The organism is Weissella sagaensis (assembly GCF_010306265.1).
GTDB lineage: Bacteria > Bacillota > Bacilli > Lactobacillales > Lactobacillaceae > Weissella > Weissella sagaensis.
On the sequence record NZ_BLKA01000002.1, the window covers coordinates 182,101 to 199,759 of the forward strand.

Here is a 17,659-nt window from a genome sequence, read left to right on the forward strand (position 1 = left end):
TAAAGAGCGTAAAGATACTTCATCTGATAAAGTTAATTTTATGAGCTTGCTGTTCAAAAAAATTTTCGTTATATTGGTGATAGGGCTTTTGCTCTTTTTTATTTTATACAATTGAGGAGAAAATGATGCAACTGTGGTGGCAGAAAAAAATTATTATTGGGGCAGGAATGGTAGGAAGTCTGTTATTGATACTACAAAGTGTCCTTGGAACGTTGGCATGGCCAACTTATAAAATTGGTCCGTATCCAGTAGCTATGTTGACTGCTAAAGGAACCCCCTTTGAATTGGGCTTTAGAATGTTGCAATTGATTGCGGGGATGCTTATTTTAGTAACACTAATTTCATTAATTAAATATGCCATTGCAACCAAAAAGAATAAATTCAACCGTGATCTACGTTGGTTGTCACTAATTTGGTTGATTTGGATGGTTTTACAATTTGTGTGGCCAATTACATTAGACGTTGCGATTACAGTGACGCCGATTTCTGTTAGAGATGTTGTGTTTGGTCTGGTGATTATTGGATTGGGCGTTAGCTTGATACAATTAGGACGTTCAGCTCAAGAAAATCAGTTTGAGTCACTAAGCAATGCAGTAACCTTATTAGGTATTTTGTATATCTTGTTTAATTTTCTAACATATGTCGTCACACTACTGGGCTGGCCGGTGAATGGTTTTCTAGATGTTATAGCTAATGACGTTATAGCTGTTGCAATGGGATTTGTTAGTTGGTATTTTATGCGTTTAGCTGAATCATAAAATAATATTTATTTTTTCAAGCAAAAGTCTTGCTATTTCGCTAAAACATGTGTAATATAAGTATTTGTAATTTACTAGCTATATTGTAACGGCGCAAGCTTGGGGGTTAGTTTAATGCAGCTGATCCTGTCGTTCAAATTAGTGGCGGGGGGCACCCCGCAAATAAATTCAAGGAGTTATGTTAATGCGCATTAACATTTTATTAGAAGCCGCCGAAACCGGTGAGCGTATCTACTTGACTTCTAAGAACCGTCGTAACACGCCAGACCGTTTGGAGCTTAAGAAATATTCTCCAAAGTTGCGTCGTGTTACAGTGTTCAAGGAGGTAAAGTAATCATGGCTAAAAAGTCAAAGATCGCTAAGGAAAAGAAGATTGAAGCAACTGTAGAGAAGTACGCTGCAAAGCGTGCTGAACTAAAGGCTGCTGGGGATTACGTTGGTTTGTCAAAGTTGCCTCGCAACGCTTCACCTGTTCGTATCCACCGTCGTGATAAGATTGATGGTCGTCCACGTGCATACATGCGTGAGTTTGGTATGTCACGTTTGAACTTCCGTGAATTGGCACACAAGGGTCAAATTCCTGGTGTTAAGAAGGCTTCATGGTAAAATTTTTACCATAAAGCATTAAAGAACCTCCACATTAATGTGGCGGTTCTTTTTTTTATTTGTGTTTTATATGTCCTTGACACAGAGGCGTACAATAGAGGTATATATATTTTATTGTTTGTGAGGTTTAAAAAGTATGTTACAAAAGAAAGTTTTAAATAAGCTATTAGCAAGTGCGTTTAATGTACCTGTTAAGGTAACCTATTGGGACGGCAAGACTGAAGAATATGGTCAAGGTCAATCTGATATTCATGTTACTTTTAACAAAAAGCTTGATTTAAAGCGCATGGCAAAAGTACCAACACTAGAATTAGCCGAAGCGTACATGAGACGAGATATTGAAATTGATGGTAGTATTCAAGAACTTGTTAAAGCAGCATATAATCAATCAGATAGTTTTTTGACGGATCAAAGTGGCTTTACTGGTGCATTACTGTCAAAATTTACGTCTTCCCACGATAAAGAAACGTCTAAAGAAGATATTCAAAGTCATTATGATATTGGAAATGATTTTTATCAAAAATGGTTGGATGACACAATGACATATTCTTGTGCTTATTGGGCACGTGATGATATGACATTAGAAGAAGCCCAAATTGCTAAAGTCCACCATATTTTAGATAAATTAAACAGTCAACCAGGCAAGAAACTGCTAGATATTGGTTCAGGTTGGGGAACTTTGATTATTACAGCTGCACAAGATTATGATCTTGAAACATATGGTGTAACACTTTCTGAAGAACAATATAATTACACGATCCAACGTGTTAAAGAATTAGGCTTGGAAGATAAAGTTCACGTTATGTTAAAAGATTATCGTGATATTGAACAACAATTCGATTACATTACATCTGTAGGAATGTTTGAACATGTTGGTAAGGATAACTTGGCAGAATATTTTGCAGATGTTGCAAAATATCTTGTGCCTAATGGTCGTGCTTTAATTCACGGTATTACAGGGCAACATTATGGTGCAGGAGTTGATCCATTTATCGAAAAGTATATTTTCCCTGGTGGCTATATTCCAAACGTCGTTGAAAATATGACGCACATTATGGATGCTGGTTTGCAATTAGATGATCTTGAACCATTACGTCGTCATTACCAAAAGACATTGGAACACTGGACAGCAAATTATCATAAAGTATATGATGAGACCGTTAAAGAGTACGGTGAACAATTTGCTCGTATGTGGGACTTGTATTTACAAGCATGTGCAGCTTCATTTGAAGCAGGTAATATTGATGTCATGCAATTCTTAATTACTAAAGGACCTGCAGGCCATGATTTGCCAATGAATCGCGCTTATATGACAGCTCGTGATAATAATAAATAAAATAAATAAAGCCGAGTAGCACCTGTTGGGGTTCTGCTCGGCTTTTTATTTGGAATAAAAAATAATTAAATGTTATTTTCTTCATGTTGCGATTGAATGAATTCGTCTAGGTTAATCCAGTCAATAATGTCAGGATCGTCTTTCCAAATAAATTCATTTTCAAAATTTGGATCATGCGTATCTGATATTAAAATATCAGTTTTATTAGAGGTGCTTTTTTCGATATGAATATTTAACCGTTTTGAATTTTCTAAACGGTTAATAACGTAATTTTCACGTAATTGTTGTGAAAAATCGACAGCTATGTAAATAGGACTTTCATAATAATGAGGGAAAAGTTCATTAGCAATATTTAGTGTGTATTGCGTATAAATATAATTTAATGGTACTTTATCACTGCCAAAGTTAGTATCTTTCATATATGTCTTGATCAAGGCATGTCTTAATTTTTTAATATTGGCATTATTATCAATTTCTTCTGGAAACCAATTGTGTTGGGTTAATAAGTCAATAATCAGAAATGGCGATATTGATTTTGCATTAATTTCAATAAGCTGTTTGTAAAAATTTTTAAATTTGTCAATATCTACCTCAGTATCAATAATTTTTTTAGTTAACTTAGTTTGACTATCAGTTAAATTAATAATATTTTGATGATGGGCTAACACAATTAGATTTTCCAGAGGTATTTGTTGTACTGAAATCAGAAAAGTAATAAACAATCTTGTTTGTAAAAGATGTTCTCCTTGAGGAATACGCCAAGTTTCTCTTAGATGGTTATTAAATAAGTCGAGCTTATGACTTGGATTTAATTTTAATAAAGATTGATTATCATTTTCATCCAAACTATGCTTATTTTGGATTGAACGGAAAAAATTAACAATTGCAAAATGTAATGTTTGTTGTCGTTGACTATTATTAGGTGTATTGCCTAATAATATGGCTGAATACGTAATACTGTTGTTTACTTTGGTTATAAAATCTTCAGGTAAAGTGTTTTGTAGTAAAGGATTGGCAAAAAAATCAAAATATTCAAGAATACGAAAACTAATGTATCTCAACTGGGATTCGTGTTCCTTAAGGTAATTGATGTTTTTACTACCAATATCACTTTTTAATTGTTTTTTTAATCTGAAATAAGTTGCTGAACTAATCCCAATCTCAGATTGGAATTCATTATCTGATAATTGTTTAGGATTTAAAACAATGTGTAAGAATATTAGAAACTTTATAGATTTTTTAGCTGATTGCGTGATGATTTCTCTTAGTATAGATTGATCAATATCTTCACAAGTAACAATATTTTGATCAACAGATAGTTTTAAATTAGAAATTTCTTCTTTAAGAATCGTACCATTGGCAATAATATCTTTAATTTTATATCGACTTAGTCCAAGGTTTTTTTGTAGTTGTTCAATTGAATAGGTATGCTTTCGTGTGTTAAAAAATAATTCAAAAAAGCGAATAACCTGATATTGGTCATCATCAATGAAGTGTGCATAGTATGGAAGCATAAAAATAATCCCCTAAAATTTTAATAAACGAATCATATTATATTTGAAGATTTTTTTCAAATAGTAACTATTAATTAACAGTACTTTAATATGTGTTGTTTAGTAATACTGTTATACATCATTTTTGCGTTTTTTATACTAATAAAAAGTAACAAAAATTATCTTATTTTTTTAAATTCATAAAAAGTTGATATTTTATTATCGATTCCTTTTTTTATGAAAAGGCTTTCCTAATGAATAATATTTAACTAGTTTGTGCTCAGTTAAATTATTAATTGGGGAATTTTGAAATGAGATGAGGGATTTGATAATGGGTCAAAATAAAATTCATTATAAAATGTATAAAGATGGTAAAAAGTGGGTATTTACAGGTTTAGCTGTTACGATAATCAGCATTGGATTGACTAGCATGGATATTAATGTTTATGCTGATCAGGATATTACTACGGTTGGGACTAAGCAGTTCGGAAACATTGATGGCAAAAGTTTGACATCAGAAGCGGCAACAACGGAAGAAGTTGTACCAGAAAGTGAAGCAGCGGCAACGGAAGAAGCTGTACCAGAAAGTGAAGCAGCGGCAACGGAAGAAGCTGTACCAGAAAGTGAAGCGGCAACAACGGAAGAAGTTGTACCAGAAAGTGAAGCAGCAGCAACGGAAGAAGCTGTACCAGAAAGTGAAGCGGCAACAACGGAAGAAGTTGTACCAGAAAGTGAAGCGGCAACAACGGAAGAAGTTGTACCAGAAAGTGAAGTAGCAGCAACAGAAGAACCTGCAGAAAAAAGCGCGGCTGCTGTAACTGGATTAGCAACACCAGAAGCTGGATTGGTAACGCAAAATCATGACAGAGATAGTATTGTTCAACTTTCTTACAAGGATGCAATTAATCAATTGGCAGATATTAATCAAGACTATACAAAAATTACAAAAGATAACTTCTTAGATTTTTTTGTTCTGAATAAAGATGCTAGCTATGATAAGAAAAACGGTATTGTCACTTTAACAAAAAATAGACAAGATCAAGTTGGAAATTTTACGCTTAAAAATAAGATTAATTTAGATTATGACTTTACTTTGTCAGGGTCTGTTAATTTAGGTGCTAATGCTTCTGGTGCTGATGGTATTGGTATTGCTTTCCATGATGGTAAAACCAGTGATGTCGGTATTTCAGGTGGTAACTTAGGGATTGCTGGGCTGGAAAACGCTTTTGGATTTAAATTAGATTCTTGGTATAACAGTGCAACTCGACCAAATTCAAACGCTACAACTGAATCAAATAAGTTTGGTTGGGATAAGGATCCTGTCCGTGGTCCTTTTGGTAGTTTTGTGACAACAACGTATAAGAAACCACAAGGTGGTAGAGATAATGTATGGTGGGCAGAGACTGAGCAACAAAAAGGGAAAAACGGTTATCAAATATTAGATCGCAATATTTATGATGGTGATTTTCATGATTTTTTAATTGATTATAATGGAAATTCACACAGAATGACGATTACTTTAAAACAAAGAAATAATTTTCTCGTTTGGGAACAAGAAGTAGATGTTAATAATTTTAATAATAAGTTAGCTGCATTTATGATGTCAGGTTCTACTGGTGGGGCAACTAATTTACAACAATTTAGAATTGATGAATTTAATTATGTAGCAGGACAAACAGCATATGTGCATTATTTTGATAAGACAACAGGAGAGGAATTATCTGTTGATGAAGTAACGGGACAATCTGGGAGTACCATTGAATACACTACTAGTAATGAAATAGATAATTATGAAAATAAAGGGTATATTCTGGACAGTGATGAATTTACACCAGGATCAGTATTTGATAATGATATTAGTGTTGATCAAAATTATGCTGTTTATTTCGTGCATGGTGTGACACCGGTTAATCCGGACAACCCCCAAGAACCCGGCACACCGATCAATCCAGAAAATCCCGATGGGCCAAAGTGGCCAGACGGCAGTGATCAGACGTCCTTGACAGCTGATGTGAACCAAACAATTCATTACCAATACGCTGATGGGACAATGGCAGCCGCTGATAAGACTGATGCTGTTCACTTTACGCACCAAATCCAGGTGGATAAGGTGACTGGTGAAATTGTGCAAGATGATGGTTGGCAAGCAGTTGATGGCAAGGATAACTTCGATAGTAAGGAATCACCTGTCATTGCGGGTTACACGCCAAGTCAAGCCAACAGTGAGGCAGTTGATGGCTTAACTTATGATAGTCAAGATAATGAACAAACGATTATCTACACGGCCAATGAAGAAAAAGCCCAAGTTAGTTATATTGATGACACGACGGGTGACGTGATTAGTGCGGATCAATTAAGCGGTGCTTACGGGACAACTGATGATTACCGAACAGTGGATAAGATTACAGGCTATGAGAATCAAGGTTATGAATTGGTTTCCGATAACTATCCAACTGATGGTGTGGTTTACGATCAAGCTGGTGGGGTTAAGCAATATGAAGTGCACTTCGTGCATGGTGTGACACCGGTTAATCCGGACAACCCCCAAGAACCTGGCACACCAATTAATCCAGAAGATCCGGATGGACCAAAGTGGCCTGATGGGACCGATAAGACATCCTTGACAGCTGATGTGCACCAAACAATTCATTACCAATACGCTGATGGGACAATGGCAGCCGCTGATAAGACTGATGCCGTTCACTTTACGCACCAAATCCAGGTGGATAAAGTGACTGGTGAAATCGTGCAAGACGATGGTTGGCAAGCAGTTGATGGCAAGGATAACTTCGATAGTAAGGAATCACCTGTCATTGCGGGTTACACGTCAAGTCAAGCCAACAGTGCAGTCATTGATGGCTTAACTTATGATAGTCAAGATAATGAACAAACGATTATCTATACAATGAACCAGGAACCAGGCATATCGATAAAACCAGATAAGCCAAATAATCCAAAAGATGTCATTAAACCAAATTCTGAATCAAATTCATCTGAAACACTAAATGAACCCAATGTTCTAGATGAAACAACCTCAGTATTTGGCCAAGCAACAAGTCAAACAATATTTGATCAGTCGCTTCAAGAAAAATCACAGACGACAATAGCGGGTGAGAATAAAAGGACAGATAAACCAGACTTGCCTCAAACTGGTGTCCATGATAGCCAATATAATACTAAGAAAATTGGTGTATCGATATTGTCTATATTAGCCATTTTGTTAAGCTTAGTTGGTTTAGGTAGTAAGAAAAACTTTGATGATTAAAATAAGTCAATAAATAATTATTAACGTCGTTGCGTATAAATTTGAAGCAGCAACTTATCACGAATGATATGATAAGTTGCTGCTTATTTTTTTAAAAAGTAAGTTAGGCGTATACTATGTTATATAGGGTTTGTTATACTGAAATTTAAAAGTTAATAAATATTAACTATATTATCTAGAAAATGAAATAGGGAAATGTCAAATGCCAGTATTTATTTCGAAGATTATAAATGATCGTACTTTATGGATAACATCATTTTTATTGGTTCTTATGTTAGTTTTTGGATCAGTCAAGATTCAAGATATAGATTTTCAAACAATTAGTGCATTATTATCATTAATGATTTTAATCGGATTATTTGAAAAAGAAGATTTGTTAAAATATATTGCAATAATCATTATAAAAAAATGTCAAACAACCAGGCAAGTACAATTAACAGTCTTTTTGTTGGTTTTCTTTGGTGCCATGCTTTTAACAAATGATGTTGCTATTCTAACGTTTATTCCGATATTTATCGTTATTGCTCAAAAAATTAATATTAAACCGGTATTACCAATTATCTTGCTAACAATATTTGCGAATCTTGGAAGTTCAATAACACCTTTTGGTAATCCACAAAATATTTTTCTAGCAAATTATTATCATTTGAATGCAGGGGCATTCTTTAAAATGTCGTTGCCATTAGGTATTATTAGTTTGATTAGCTTATTATTGAGTAGTTATTTATTTAAATCAGAACCATTAGATGATTTAACTTTAACAATACCGAATATTCGGATTAAACAGACAATATTGTTATTAATAGGTAGCGTTATTGTACTCGCAGGGTTGTTGCATTTAGTGCCAATTAGCATATCATTGTTGACAAGTATCATATTAACAATTGTTATTGATTATAAAAATTTTGTAACTGTTGACTATGGCATTATTATTTTATTCATGGAACTATTTTTAATTGTGGGTGGTTTAAGTCGTGTACCAATAATTGTATCGCTATTTAAAAAATTAACGATGACTGAAATAGGTGCTTTTACTTCGGGTGTTGGATTAAGTCAGGTGATTAGTAATGTGCCAGCAGCAGTGTTGTTGAGTGCTTTTACTGATCATATGTATGCCGTTTATTTGGGTGTATCTATTGGTGGATTGGGAACGATAATTGCTTCATTGGCAAATTTATTAGCCTGGCGTCAATACCAGCAACAAACAGATCATCAATCATTAGCGTTTCCACTTAAGTTAATGGTTGTTAATCTATGCTTTTTAGTCATCTTTGTTCTAGTTGGAGTTGGTTTATTAATGATTGGTGATTAATTAAAATATCCCCCGCACAACTGTGCGGGGGATATTTTAATTAACCGTTTGTAACAATGAAACGTGATTGCTTGTGGCTTGGTGTAGTAATTTCATCAATAATTGCTTTTGCCATGGTATCGCTAGTTGTTTGCGAATTACCATTATCGTCAAATAGCATATCATCTTCACCATAAAGAATATTATCAGAAAGTTCACCAGGAACAAATAATTGACCAGGTGACACACCAACCCAGTTAACATTTTTAACATCTTTAAGGAAGTTAAATTCATATAATTGATTTTCTGGAATACTTTGCCATGCAGCATTTTCAGGATCAGATTTGATGTCATCATAAGCGTAATGACGGTCATCACCAGTACCAACAAAAGTGCTACCAGCACCTAAGATAAAGATAATACGTGGTGCATTAGTTTCACGTAATTCAGCAATTAGGTGTGCCGCTAAATCTGTGTGAAGATATGCTTGTTGAGGTGCTGTTGCAAAAGCATTTACGACCACATCAAATTGTTCTAAATCAACCTTTGTTAAATCAAAAGCGTCCTTTTCAATTACTTTGATATCTGCACCAAGTAGTTCTTTAGCTTTGTCTGCGCTACGAACGATAGCCGTAACGTCTAAGCCTGCAGTAAGGGCAGCTTTGAATGTTGCTGCACCAGCCATACCGGTTGCGCCAATAATACCAACTTTGGTCATAAAAAAACCTCCTGTAGATACTTAATTTATTTAATTACATTTTATAAGTAAATCGTTGAAAAAGCAATGTTCTAAAAAAATATTAGGCAAACCATAGCTAAAAGAATAAAATGATATATATGTAGCTAGCAATTGTATTTTAAAATTTCATAATGATGAAAATACGTTAAAAATTAAAGAAGAAATGAGAAAAATATGCGAGCATATTTCAATTTAGATGCCCAAGAGTTTCCGGTAACTGTTGAACATATTGGAGCAGAATGGCAACAAGATCAAATTATTAGATATCAAGGATTTCCCCATTTTCATTGGTTACAAACACAACATGGATCTGGTAACTTTTGGATAGGTAATAAACATTTAGTTTTACCACCTAATGCAGGCGTCTTAGTTTCGCCGGGTATTCCACATCGATATGAACCAGTAAATCAAAATGAAGGTTGGGAAGTTATTTTTGTTACATTTCAAGGTAAATTTGCTGAAGATTTTAATCAGCAAATAATGAATCGTGAATATGTTTACATTGCTCCTGAAAGAGGCGCAAAATTTACGCAACAAGTTGAGAAAATTATAGAAAATTTAGATCAACAGCCCGTTGATAATGAATGGGTATCAGCCTTATCATATTATTTACTATTATCATTAGGTCATGAAGAAATGTATCATGTCGACGTTAATCACCCTGATTTCAAACGATATGTAAAGCCTGCCATGAATTATATTTCAGAAAATTTTACAGATCACTTAACAATTACGGCGGTTGCTAAACATGTTAATGTGACACCTCAATATTTAGATAGATTGTTTCAAAAAATTATTAATCTAAGTCCTAAAGAATATTTATTACAAATTAGAATTAATCATGCTAAAAAATTACTTGTCTCACAAAAGCATTTGCGTGTTGTGGCAGTTGCCAATGAAAGTGGTTTTCGAGATGCCGCTTATTTTAGTCGTGTCTTCAAAAGAAAAACAGGGGTAACACCACTAAATTTTAGGAAATGGCAGACATAATGGACGTAAATATTGGTTAATCTATTAAACAAAGTTTCACTTTGTCCTTTTTTTTGGTTAAAATAGAACAAATATAAACTTGAAAGCGCTTTATCATTATTAATGTAAGAAATGCACATATATGTGCTTGGAGGAATTTTTTTATGAAACAGACAAAACAGTACTTGTCTTATGCGGCAGGAGCTTTTGGTCATGATGCGTTTTACGCAACATTAAGTACTTATTTTATGATGTTCGTAACGAGTCAATTATTTAATACGTCGGATACTGGCTTTAATGATAAGATGATTGGTTGGGTAACAGGATTGATTGTTACGTTACGAATTGTGGAAATTATTTTTGATCCTGTTATTGGGGGAATCGTGGATAATACACGTACCCGTTGGGGAAAATTTAAGCCATGGTTGGTAGTTGCTGGTTTGATTAGTTCAATCTTATTGGTTGTGATTTTTACAGATTTTGGTGGTTTAAACGTTAGTCACCCAGTATTGTATATCGTGCTATTTGGAATTGTCTTTATTACGTTGGATGCTTTTTATTCATTTAAAGACGTTGCCTTCTGGTCAATGCTACCAGCTTTATCATTGGATAGTCGTAAGCGTGAAAAATTTGGAACAATCGCTCGTTTTGGTTCAACGCTAGGACAGCAAGGTGTACAAATTGTTGTTATTCCATTAGTAACATTGTTCTCATTAGCTTTTGTAGGCTCACATGCTGAAACAAAGACTGGTTGGTTCTGGTTTGCAATTGTGATTGCTGTTGTTGCTTACGTAGGAACATTATTAACTGTTTGGGGAACTAAAGAAGAAGACAATATTGTTCGCCGAAATACGGAAAAGTCTGGTATTAAAGAAATTTTTACAGCCGTTGCTAAAAATGATCAATTAATGTGGCAAGCTTTGTCATACTTCTTGTTTGCACTAGCATACGTCTCAACAAATTCAATGTTATTGTACTATTTCAAGTACGTTATGGGTGCAGGTGATAAATTCTACTTAGTGGGTATTTTCACAGCCATTGAAGGAATTATTGCCGTCGCAATTTTCCCAACTATTTCAAAGTATTTGTCACGTCGTACCATTTTCTTATCTGGCGCAATTATTATGTTAGTCGGATATGCATTATTCTTGTTCTCAGCAAATAGTTTACCATTGGTATTGCTAGCCATTACTTTGTTCTTCTCACCATATCCTATTCTGTTCTTGGTTGTTTTGATGACAATCACTGACTCAGTGGAATATGGACAATGGAAGTTAGGTATCCGTAACGAATCAGTTACGTTGTCACTACGTCCATTGATTGATAAGTTAGCAGGTGCTTTTGCTAATGGTATCGTTGGTATAGCTGCTGTCGCTGCTGGTATGACTGGAGCTGCAAAACCAGAAGATATTACATCAGCTGGGATGCAATCATTTAACTTGTTTATGTTCTATATTCCAATTATTTTGATTGTTATTTCTGTTATTATTTACTGGTTTAAAGTAACTTTGACAGAAAAGAAGCATGCACAAATTGTTATTGAACTTGAAAAGCGTTTACATGAAGAAGAGGCAAACAAAAATTAATTAAAGAATTAGGAGTTTAAAATTATGACACTTACAAAAGAACTAGGCGAATCATTCCAACGTCGTTTTGGTTATGCAGCAGAACATTTCTTTTTCTCACCAGGACGTGTTAATTTAATTGGTGAGCACACTGATTACAATGGTGGTCACGTATTTCCAGCGGCTATTAGTGTTGGAACTTATGCAGCTGTTTCATTACGTGATGATGATGAAATTCATGCGTTTTCAGCAAACTTTAAAGATGCAGGGGTTGTAAGTTTTGCGAAAGATGATTTAGAATTACGTGCATATGACAGTTGGGTTAAGTTTGTACGTGGGGTTATTAGTGAACTAGGAAAATTAGGTCACGAAGTTCCTCGTGGATTTGACTTAGCAATTGTTGGTGATATGCCCACTGCGTCAGGTTTGTCATCATCAGCCTCATTAGAGTTATTAATTGGGGTTATGTTAAATGACTTATTTGACTATGGTATGGATACATTATCATTAGTAAAACTTGGTCAGGCTGTTGAAAATGATTATTTGGGTCTTCAAACTGGTATTATGGATCAATTTGCAATTGCTTTTGGTCAAGAAAAGCAAGCCATTTTCTTAGATACTAACTCAATGGCATATGAAATGGTACCTGCTGACTTCGGTGATTATGATCTTGTTATAATGACGACCAACAAAAAGCGTGAGCTAGTTGATTCAAAATACAACGAACGTCGTGCCGAGACGCAAACTGCTTTAGAAGAACTACAAAAAATTGTGGATATTAATGCGCTAGGTGAGTTAACTTCTGAAGAATTTGAGAAGATTGTTGATCATATTAGTAGTCCTGTAAATCAACGTCGTGCACGTCATGCTGTTACTGAAAATGAGCGAACGGTTTTGGCTAAGGCTGCTTTGTCAGATCACGATATGGTGCGCTTTGGTGAATTATTAACTGCATCACACATTTCATTACGTGATGATTATGAAGTGACGGGGATTGAATTAGATACATTGGTTGATGCCGCGTTAGCACAACCTGGTGTACTAGGAGCGCGTATGACGGGTGCTGGTTTTGGTGGTAGTGCTTTGGCCTTAGTTGCAAAGTCAGAATCAGAAAACTTTGTGGCTGCAGTTGATAAAATCTATAATGAAAAAATTGGCTACCAAGCATCATTCTTGGTTGCTGACATTGTAGATGGTACCCACGCCTTGTAGGAGGCATAATAGCATATGAAGTCATTGAATGAAGAACAAAGCCAAGTAGTCGTAGATTTTGTTGCATGGGGCTTGGACATGCACGCTTATTCAAAAAAAGAATTGGTATATCGAACTAATTTAGTATTAGCTCAGATTGGTGCTGCCAGTCTTGAACAAGGTTTAGTGGGTAATACGGATACAAGTTTAAGTGTGCTAGCTGATAAACTAATTGCTATTCAAGATGTTTCATTTGACATGGGATGGCAAGAAGCTATTAATCGGACACAATTATTAAACATTGTGACACCAACACCTGATGTGTTAGCTGCTGAATTTGAACGGTTGTACGCTGTTGATCCTGAACAAGCTGTTAAATATTATTATTTTATTAGTGAGTCGGTTGAGAACGTTAAAGTTAAAGATATAGCCCGTAATATTGCATTTACTCATAATTCAAAATATGGGGATATCGAAATAACAATCAATTTATCAAAACCTGAAAAAACGACTGCAGAAATTAAAGCAGCTGCAAGTGCACCAAAGTCGAGTTATCCACCAACAGCATTGGACTATACTAACGAAGGTTATGTCGGTAGCGTAACGGCAGCACCAAGATTAACGCACCGATTTATTCGTGATGACTTTAGTGGTGAGACTTGGGGTTGGCATTATTCACCATATGCATACTTTGAAGAACATGCTATCTTTGTTAATTTCAAGCGTCAAGCAATGGAAATGGGGCAACGGACGTTTACGCGCTTAATGCAAATTGTTACGCGTTATCCAATGTACATGGTTGGTTCGAATGCTGATTTGCCAATTGTTGGTGGTTCAATTTTGTCACAAGAGCATTATCAAGCAGGTCGCCATGAATTTCCGATGATGAAGGCTGAAATTAAGCAAACAATTAAGTTGCCTGATTATGAAGATGTCACAGTGTCAGTTCTAAATTGGCCAATGACAGCGTTTAAGGTTTCTGCAAAGCATGCAGCTGATGTTGTTACTGCTGGTGAATATTTGCGTCGTGCTTGGGAAAATTATTCAGACGAATCATTGATGATTAATGCGACAAGTGCTAAGGGTGAACGTCAACATACAGTGACACCAATTGCACAATTTAAAGATGATCAATATGAGTTATATTTAGTTTTGCGAGATAATGGTACGTCAGATGAATATCCAATGGGAATTTTTCATCCCCACGCTGATGTGCAACATATTAAGCAAGAAAATATCGGTTTGATTGAGGTAATGGGATTGGCAATTTTGCCAGCTCGTTTATTAATGGAATTGCAACAAGTAGAGAAATTCTTAGTTGATCGTGCAACGATAGAAGAAGTGGCTGAGAGTCACCGTGAATGGGCACAAGACATTAAGCATACTCGTCAAGCAAGTCCGGCTAATGTTACCGAAATTGTACAAGAAGAAGTTGGTAAAGTATTTGTTCGTGTTCTTGAAGATGCAGGTGTTTATAAAACCGATGCAGCTGGTCAAGCGGGACTAAATCGATTTATTGATTTTTTAACTAGTACTAAATAATTAAAAATTTTTTTAATAAATAACTCGTGAGATTGGCACCTATGTCAGTTTTACGAGTTTTTTAATTGTCGTAAAAAATAAGGGAAGTGTTAATTTTAATATTTACTCTTATTTTTTTCATCAAAACAAGCTAGAATGAGTGTATGAGACAACGAGATGAAAACAAAATAACAGCATTATCAAATGCTGCTTTAGATTTAGTCGCAGAACAAGGTATTGTTAATTTAAGTATTAATAAAATGGCAAAACGAGCCGGTGTATCTGTTGCAACTGCTTATGTCTATTATGATAATAAAGCTGATTTATTGGGGAAACTATTTCAGCAAGTTCAAAATTTATTAATTAATGATATGGTGATGCCAGATGAAAGTTTATCACTTGAGGAACAGTTTGCACAGGTATTACAACAGTATGCGGATCGTTTTAGAAATAATGTTAGGGAGGTTGAATTTTTAGGAGCAATGTTAGCTAATCCACAATTTTTACCAGCGGAACTACAAAATAGTGGTTCGTTACTTAACAGTGAATTACTGACGATTATTACACAGGCGTATCGACAACATAAATTAGTCACAGGTAGTATTGATTTGATTGTTGCCCAAACGATTCAACCAATGCAATGGTTATTGCAGTCACGGATTCAAAACAAATTAACTATCTCAGAAGAAGAGGTAACTGAATTTATTATGATGGCAAAGCGTGCTATCTTTAAGTAAATAATAATAAATTTAAGTTAAAATATATGCATTGTTAGTATTTTTCTTATATACTAGATGTAGTTGTTGATATAAGAGATACCAACAGATTGAGAATTTTCGTACAATTCCACGGGAGGAAGACAAAAAATGACAGCATTTGATTATGATGTATTATATATCGGTAGTGGTCATGGTACTTTTGATGGTGCCATTCCATTAGCAGCTAAGGGGAAGAAAGTAGCTGTTGTTGAACAAGACTTAATTGGTGGTACTTGCCCTAATCGCGGATGTAACGCTAAAATTGTTTTGGATTCACCAGTTGCGCTAAAGCGTCATTTAGAAGAAGTACATGGAATTGTTACTGGAGATGTTGCAATTAACTGGGCAGCTAACCAGGAACACAAGCATGAGGTTATTGCTGGTTTGCCTGATTTTATTCAAGGTTTGCTAGATTCATCTAACGTAGATATTTTATTCGGACGTGGGACATTAGTAGACAACCACACTGTTAAAGTAAACGGTGAAGAAAAGACTGCTGAAAACATTGTGATTTCAACTGGTTTGCAATCAAACCGCCTAGATATTCCTGGTTCTGATTTGGCTCATGATTCAGAAGAATTTATGAATTTGAGTGAAATGCCTGCTCGCGTTACTGTTATTGGTGCAGGTTACATTGCTATGGAATTTGCTACAATGGCTAGTGCAGCTGGTTCTGAAGTAACGGTTATCACACATGGTGATCAAGCCTTGCGTGCATACCACCAACCTTATGTTGAATTGATTATTAGTGAATTAGAATCAAAGGGTGTTAAATTTGTTCGTGGCGTTGAAGTAGAAGCAATTGTTGGTGGTGCCAACGGCTTAGTCGTTCGTGGTGCTGATCTAAATGTGGATACTGATTGGGTACTTGACGCTACTGGTCGTAACCCTAATGTTGCTGACTTAGGTTTGGAAGAAGTCGGTGTTAAGTATAACGAAAAAGGTATTGAGGTTGATGATCACTTACGTACATCAGTATCAAATATTTATGCATCTGGTGATGTTATCGATAAGACACAACCAAAGTTGACACCAACTGCTATCTTTGAGTCAACTTACTTGATGCATACTTTTGCTGGTGAAACGACTGATGCAATTGACTATCCAGTTATTCCATCAGTTGTCTTTACATCACCACGTGTTGCAAAGGCAGGCGTTACAGTTGCTGAAGCTCAGGCTAATCCAGATAAGTATACAGTAGTTGAAAATGATTTGTCAGGTGATTGGTATCGTCAAGTTGATAAGGAAACTATTGGTAAGAACACATTGATTTTTGATCAAGATCATAAATTAGTCGGTGCAACTGAAGTTTCAAATAAGGCTGAAGATGTTATCAATGCTTTGTTACCAGCTATTGAATTTAAGTTTGGTGCAACTGAACTTGAACGGATGGTTTACTTATTCCCATCAATCGCTTCACAAGCTTGGGGTCAATTGTAAAATTTAAATCTTGATAATAGAATTATTAATTTGAATAGCCAAAAAAGCAACTAAATTCTTGATGGATTTGGTTGCTTTTTGTGCCTAATATTGCGATTATTAGCAGTTGAAAATTGAGTAGTTGTTGATTTTACTAGCAGATAGTGATATTTTTAGAATCAGTGGTTCGTAACCATCCCACTCATAAAAAACTAGGAGTAAGATACATGAATTCTAAAAATTCTCAATTTAGTTCGGCTAGAAATATTGCAGTTACAGCCGTAATTGCTGCTTTATATGTTGTTGCAACGGTTGCATTACCATTTGCATCATATGGTCCTGTCCAATTAAGATTTTCTGAAGCATTTAATCATTTAGCAGTGTTTAATAAACGTTATATCTTAGCAATTACATTAGGTGTCTTTATTGCTAATATTTGGTCACCATATGGTATTGTCGATATGATTGTCGGGACATTGCAAACGTTTTTAATGTTATCGATTTCTTATGTACTAGCTAAGCGTGTTAACAGTATTATTGCGCGATTGGCAATTAGTACCATTGTTGATTCATTGATGATGTGGATTATCGCAGCAGAGCTATACTATATGGCTAAAGTACCATTCTGGGCAACTTATGCCTGGACGGCTTTAGGCGAATTTGCAGCATTAGTTATTGGTGCCATCATTGTTTACCTAATTAGTCGTACTGTTAACTTAGAAAAATAAATTAAAAACACGCTAGGAGT

At 35.1% G+C, this 17,659-nt stretch carries 15 protein-coding genes and 1 riboswitch; of the genes, 13 read left to right on the forward strand and 2 right to left on the reverse strand.

The features are described 5' to 3' along the window. Positions 1-122 precede the first annotated feature (122 nt). The 4 genes from G7Y65_RS03455 to G7Y65_RS03470 all read left to right on the forward strand — a co-directional run bounded on the left by G7Y65_RS03455 (position 123) and on the right by G7Y65_RS03470 (position 2,700). Entirely contained in the window at positions 123-758 is a 636-nt protein-coding gene (locus G7Y65_RS03455; protein ID WP_141926725.1) for a hypothetical protein, read from the forward strand. A gap of 184 nt (positions 759-942) precedes the next feature. Then, positions 943-1,092: a 50S ribosomal protein L33 gene (gene rpmG, locus G7Y65_RS03460; RefSeq protein WP_002827335.1), complete on the forward strand. Its 150-nt coding sequence runs from the start codon at positions 943-945 to the stop codon at positions 1,090-1,092. A gap of 2 nt (positions 1,093-1,094) precedes the next feature. Next, complete coding sequence (gene rpsN / locus G7Y65_RS03465) at positions 1,095-1,364, forward strand: 30S ribosomal protein S14 (protein ID WP_042493910.1); 270 nt, start codon at positions 1,095-1,097, stop codon at positions 1,362-1,364. Between the two features lie 136 nt (positions 1,365-1,500). Then, positions 1,501-2,700, forward strand: coding sequence for an SAM-dependent methyltransferase (locus G7Y65_RS03470; RefSeq protein ID WP_137600554.1), 1,200 nt, complete (start codon positions 1,501-1,503; stop codon positions 2,698-2,700). Positions 2,701-2,765: 65 nt separating this feature from the next. Here the strand turns inward: G7Y65_RS03470 and G7Y65_RS03475 are convergent, their stop codons facing one another. Beyond that, a complete protein-coding gene (locus tag G7Y65_RS03475) occupies positions 2,766-4,214 on the reverse strand; it encodes a helix-turn-helix domain-containing protein (protein WP_165314625.1) in 1,449 nt (482 codons plus the stop codon). Between the two features lie 310 nt (positions 4,215-4,524). Between G7Y65_RS03475 and G7Y65_RS03480 the strand changes: the two genes are divergently transcribed. After that, positions 4,525-7,458 (forward strand): lectin-like domain-containing protein, encoded by a 2,934-nt coding sequence (locus G7Y65_RS03480; RefSeq protein WP_165314626.1) that lies wholly within the window; start codon positions 4,525-4,527, stop codon positions 7,456-7,458. 202 nt (positions 7,459-7,660) lie between these two features. Then, the gene (locus G7Y65_RS03485; protein ID WP_150189802.1) at positions 7,661-8,770 is read left to right on the forward strand and encodes an SLC13 family permease; all 1,110 of its coding nucleotides are present in this window, start codon (positions 7,661-7,663) and stop codon (positions 8,768-8,770) included. Positions 8,771-8,810: 40 nt separating this feature from the next. Here the strand turns inward: G7Y65_RS03485 and G7Y65_RS03490 are convergent, their stop codons facing one another. Beyond that, positions 8,811-9,467, reverse strand: coding sequence for an NAD(P)H-binding protein (locus G7Y65_RS03490; RefSeq protein ID WP_042493925.1), 657 nt, complete (start codon positions 9,465-9,467; stop codon positions 8,811-8,813). A 195-nt stretch (positions 9,468-9,662) separates the two neighbouring features. On the opposite strand from G7Y65_RS03490, the gene G7Y65_RS03495 reads away from it, so the two are divergent. The 7 genes from G7Y65_RS03495 to G7Y65_RS03525 all read left to right on the forward strand — a co-directional run bounded on the left by G7Y65_RS03495 (position 9,663) and on the right by G7Y65_RS03525 (position 17,639). Next, complete coding sequence (locus G7Y65_RS03495) at positions 9,663-10,478, forward strand: AraC family transcriptional regulator (protein ID WP_042493927.1); 816 nt, start codon at positions 9,663-9,665, stop codon at positions 10,476-10,478. Positions 10,479-10,621: 143 nt separating this feature from the next. Continuing rightward, positions 10,622-12,043, forward strand: a complete 1,422-nt coding sequence (locus G7Y65_RS03500; RefSeq protein WP_137600551.1) for a glycoside-pentoside-hexuronide (GPH):cation symporter — start codon at positions 10,622-10,624, stop codon at positions 12,041-12,043. Between the two features lie 24 nt (positions 12,044-12,067). Further along, positions 12,068-13,234 (forward strand): galactokinase, encoded by a 1,167-nt coding sequence (locus G7Y65_RS03505; RefSeq protein WP_042493929.1) that lies wholly within the window; start codon positions 12,068-12,070, stop codon positions 13,232-13,234. Positions 13,235-13,249: 15 nt separating this feature from the next. Next, complete coding sequence (locus tag G7Y65_RS03510; RefSeq protein ID WP_042493932.1) at positions 13,250-14,755, forward strand: UDP-glucose--hexose-1-phosphate uridylyltransferase; 1,506 nt, start codon at positions 13,250-13,252, stop codon at positions 14,753-14,755. Between the two features lie 143 nt (positions 14,756-14,898). Further along, positions 14,899-15,471 (forward strand): TetR/AcrR family transcriptional regulator, encoded by a 573-nt coding sequence (locus G7Y65_RS03515; RefSeq protein WP_150189800.1) that lies wholly within the window; start codon positions 14,899-14,901, stop codon positions 15,469-15,471. Positions 15,472-15,600: 129 nt separating this feature from the next. Further along, positions 15,601-16,932 carry a dihydrolipoyl dehydrogenase family protein gene (locus G7Y65_RS03520; protein ID WP_150189799.1) on the forward strand — a complete coding sequence of 444 codons (1,332 nt, stop codon included), beginning with the start codon at positions 15,601-15,603 and terminating at the stop codon, positions 16,930-16,932. 155 nt (positions 16,933-17,087) lie between these two features. Continuing rightward, positions 17,088-17,133: riboswitch (PreQ1 riboswitch) on the forward strand. 5 nt (positions 17,134-17,138) lie between these two features. After that, positions 17,139-17,639 carry a QueT transporter family protein gene (locus tag G7Y65_RS03525; protein WP_150189798.1) on the forward strand — a complete coding sequence of 167 codons (501 nt, stop codon included), beginning with the start codon at positions 17,139-17,141 and terminating at the stop codon, positions 17,637-17,639. Positions 17,640-17,659: the final 20 nt, after the last annotated feature.

Coding starts and splice junctions, on each gene's coding strand:
- G7Y65_RS03490 (WP_042493925.1), bottom strand. CDS start 9,467: ATGACCAAAGTTGGTATTATTGGCGCAACCGGTATGGCTGGTGCAGCA.
- G7Y65_RS03455 (WP_141926725.1), top strand. CDS start 123: ATGATGCAACTGTGGTGGCAGAAAAAAATTATTATTGGGGCAGGAATG.
- rpsN (WP_042493910.1), top strand. CDS start 1,095: ATGGCTAAAAAGTCAAAGATCGCTAAGGAAAAGAAGATTGAAGCAACT.
- G7Y65_RS03520 (WP_150189799.1), top strand. CDS start 15,601: ATGACAGCATTTGATTATGATGTATTATATATCGGTAGTGGTCATGGT.
- G7Y65_RS03480 (WP_165314626.1), top strand. CDS start 4,525: ATGGGTCAAAATAAAATTCATTATAAAATGTATAAAGATGGTAAAAAG.
- G7Y65_RS03525 (WP_150189798.1), top strand. CDS start 17,139: ATGAATTCTAAAAATTCTCAATTTAGTTCGGCTAGAAATATTGCAGTT.
- G7Y65_RS03475 (WP_165314625.1), bottom strand. CDS start 4,214: ATGCTTCCATACTATGCACACTTCATTGATGATGACCAATATCAGGTT.
- G7Y65_RS03500 (WP_137600551.1), top strand. CDS start 10,622: ATGAAACAGACAAAACAGTACTTGTCTTATGCGGCAGGAGCTTTTGGT.
- G7Y65_RS03470 (WP_137600554.1), top strand. CDS start 1,501: ATGTTACAAAAGAAAGTTTTAAATAAGCTATTAGCAAGTGCGTTTAAT.
- G7Y65_RS03515 (WP_150189800.1), top strand. CDS start 14,899: ATGAGACAACGAGATGAAAACAAAATAACAGCATTATCAAATGCTGCT.
- G7Y65_RS03485 (WP_150189802.1), top strand. CDS start 7,661: ATGCCAGTATTTATTTCGAAGATTATAAATGATCGTACTTTATGGATA.
- G7Y65_RS03495 (WP_042493927.1), top strand. CDS start 9,663: ATGCGAGCATATTTCAATTTAGATGCCCAAGAGTTTCCGGTAACTGTT.
- G7Y65_RS03510 (WP_042493932.1), top strand. CDS start 13,250: ATGAAGTCATTGAATGAAGAACAAAGCCAAGTAGTCGTAGATTTTGTT.
- rpmG (WP_002827335.1), top strand. CDS start 943: ATGCGCATTAACATTTTATTAGAAGCCGCCGAAACCGGTGAGCGTATC.
- G7Y65_RS03505 (WP_042493929.1), top strand. CDS start 12,068: ATGACACTTACAAAAGAACTAGGCGAATCATTCCAACGTCGTTTTGGT.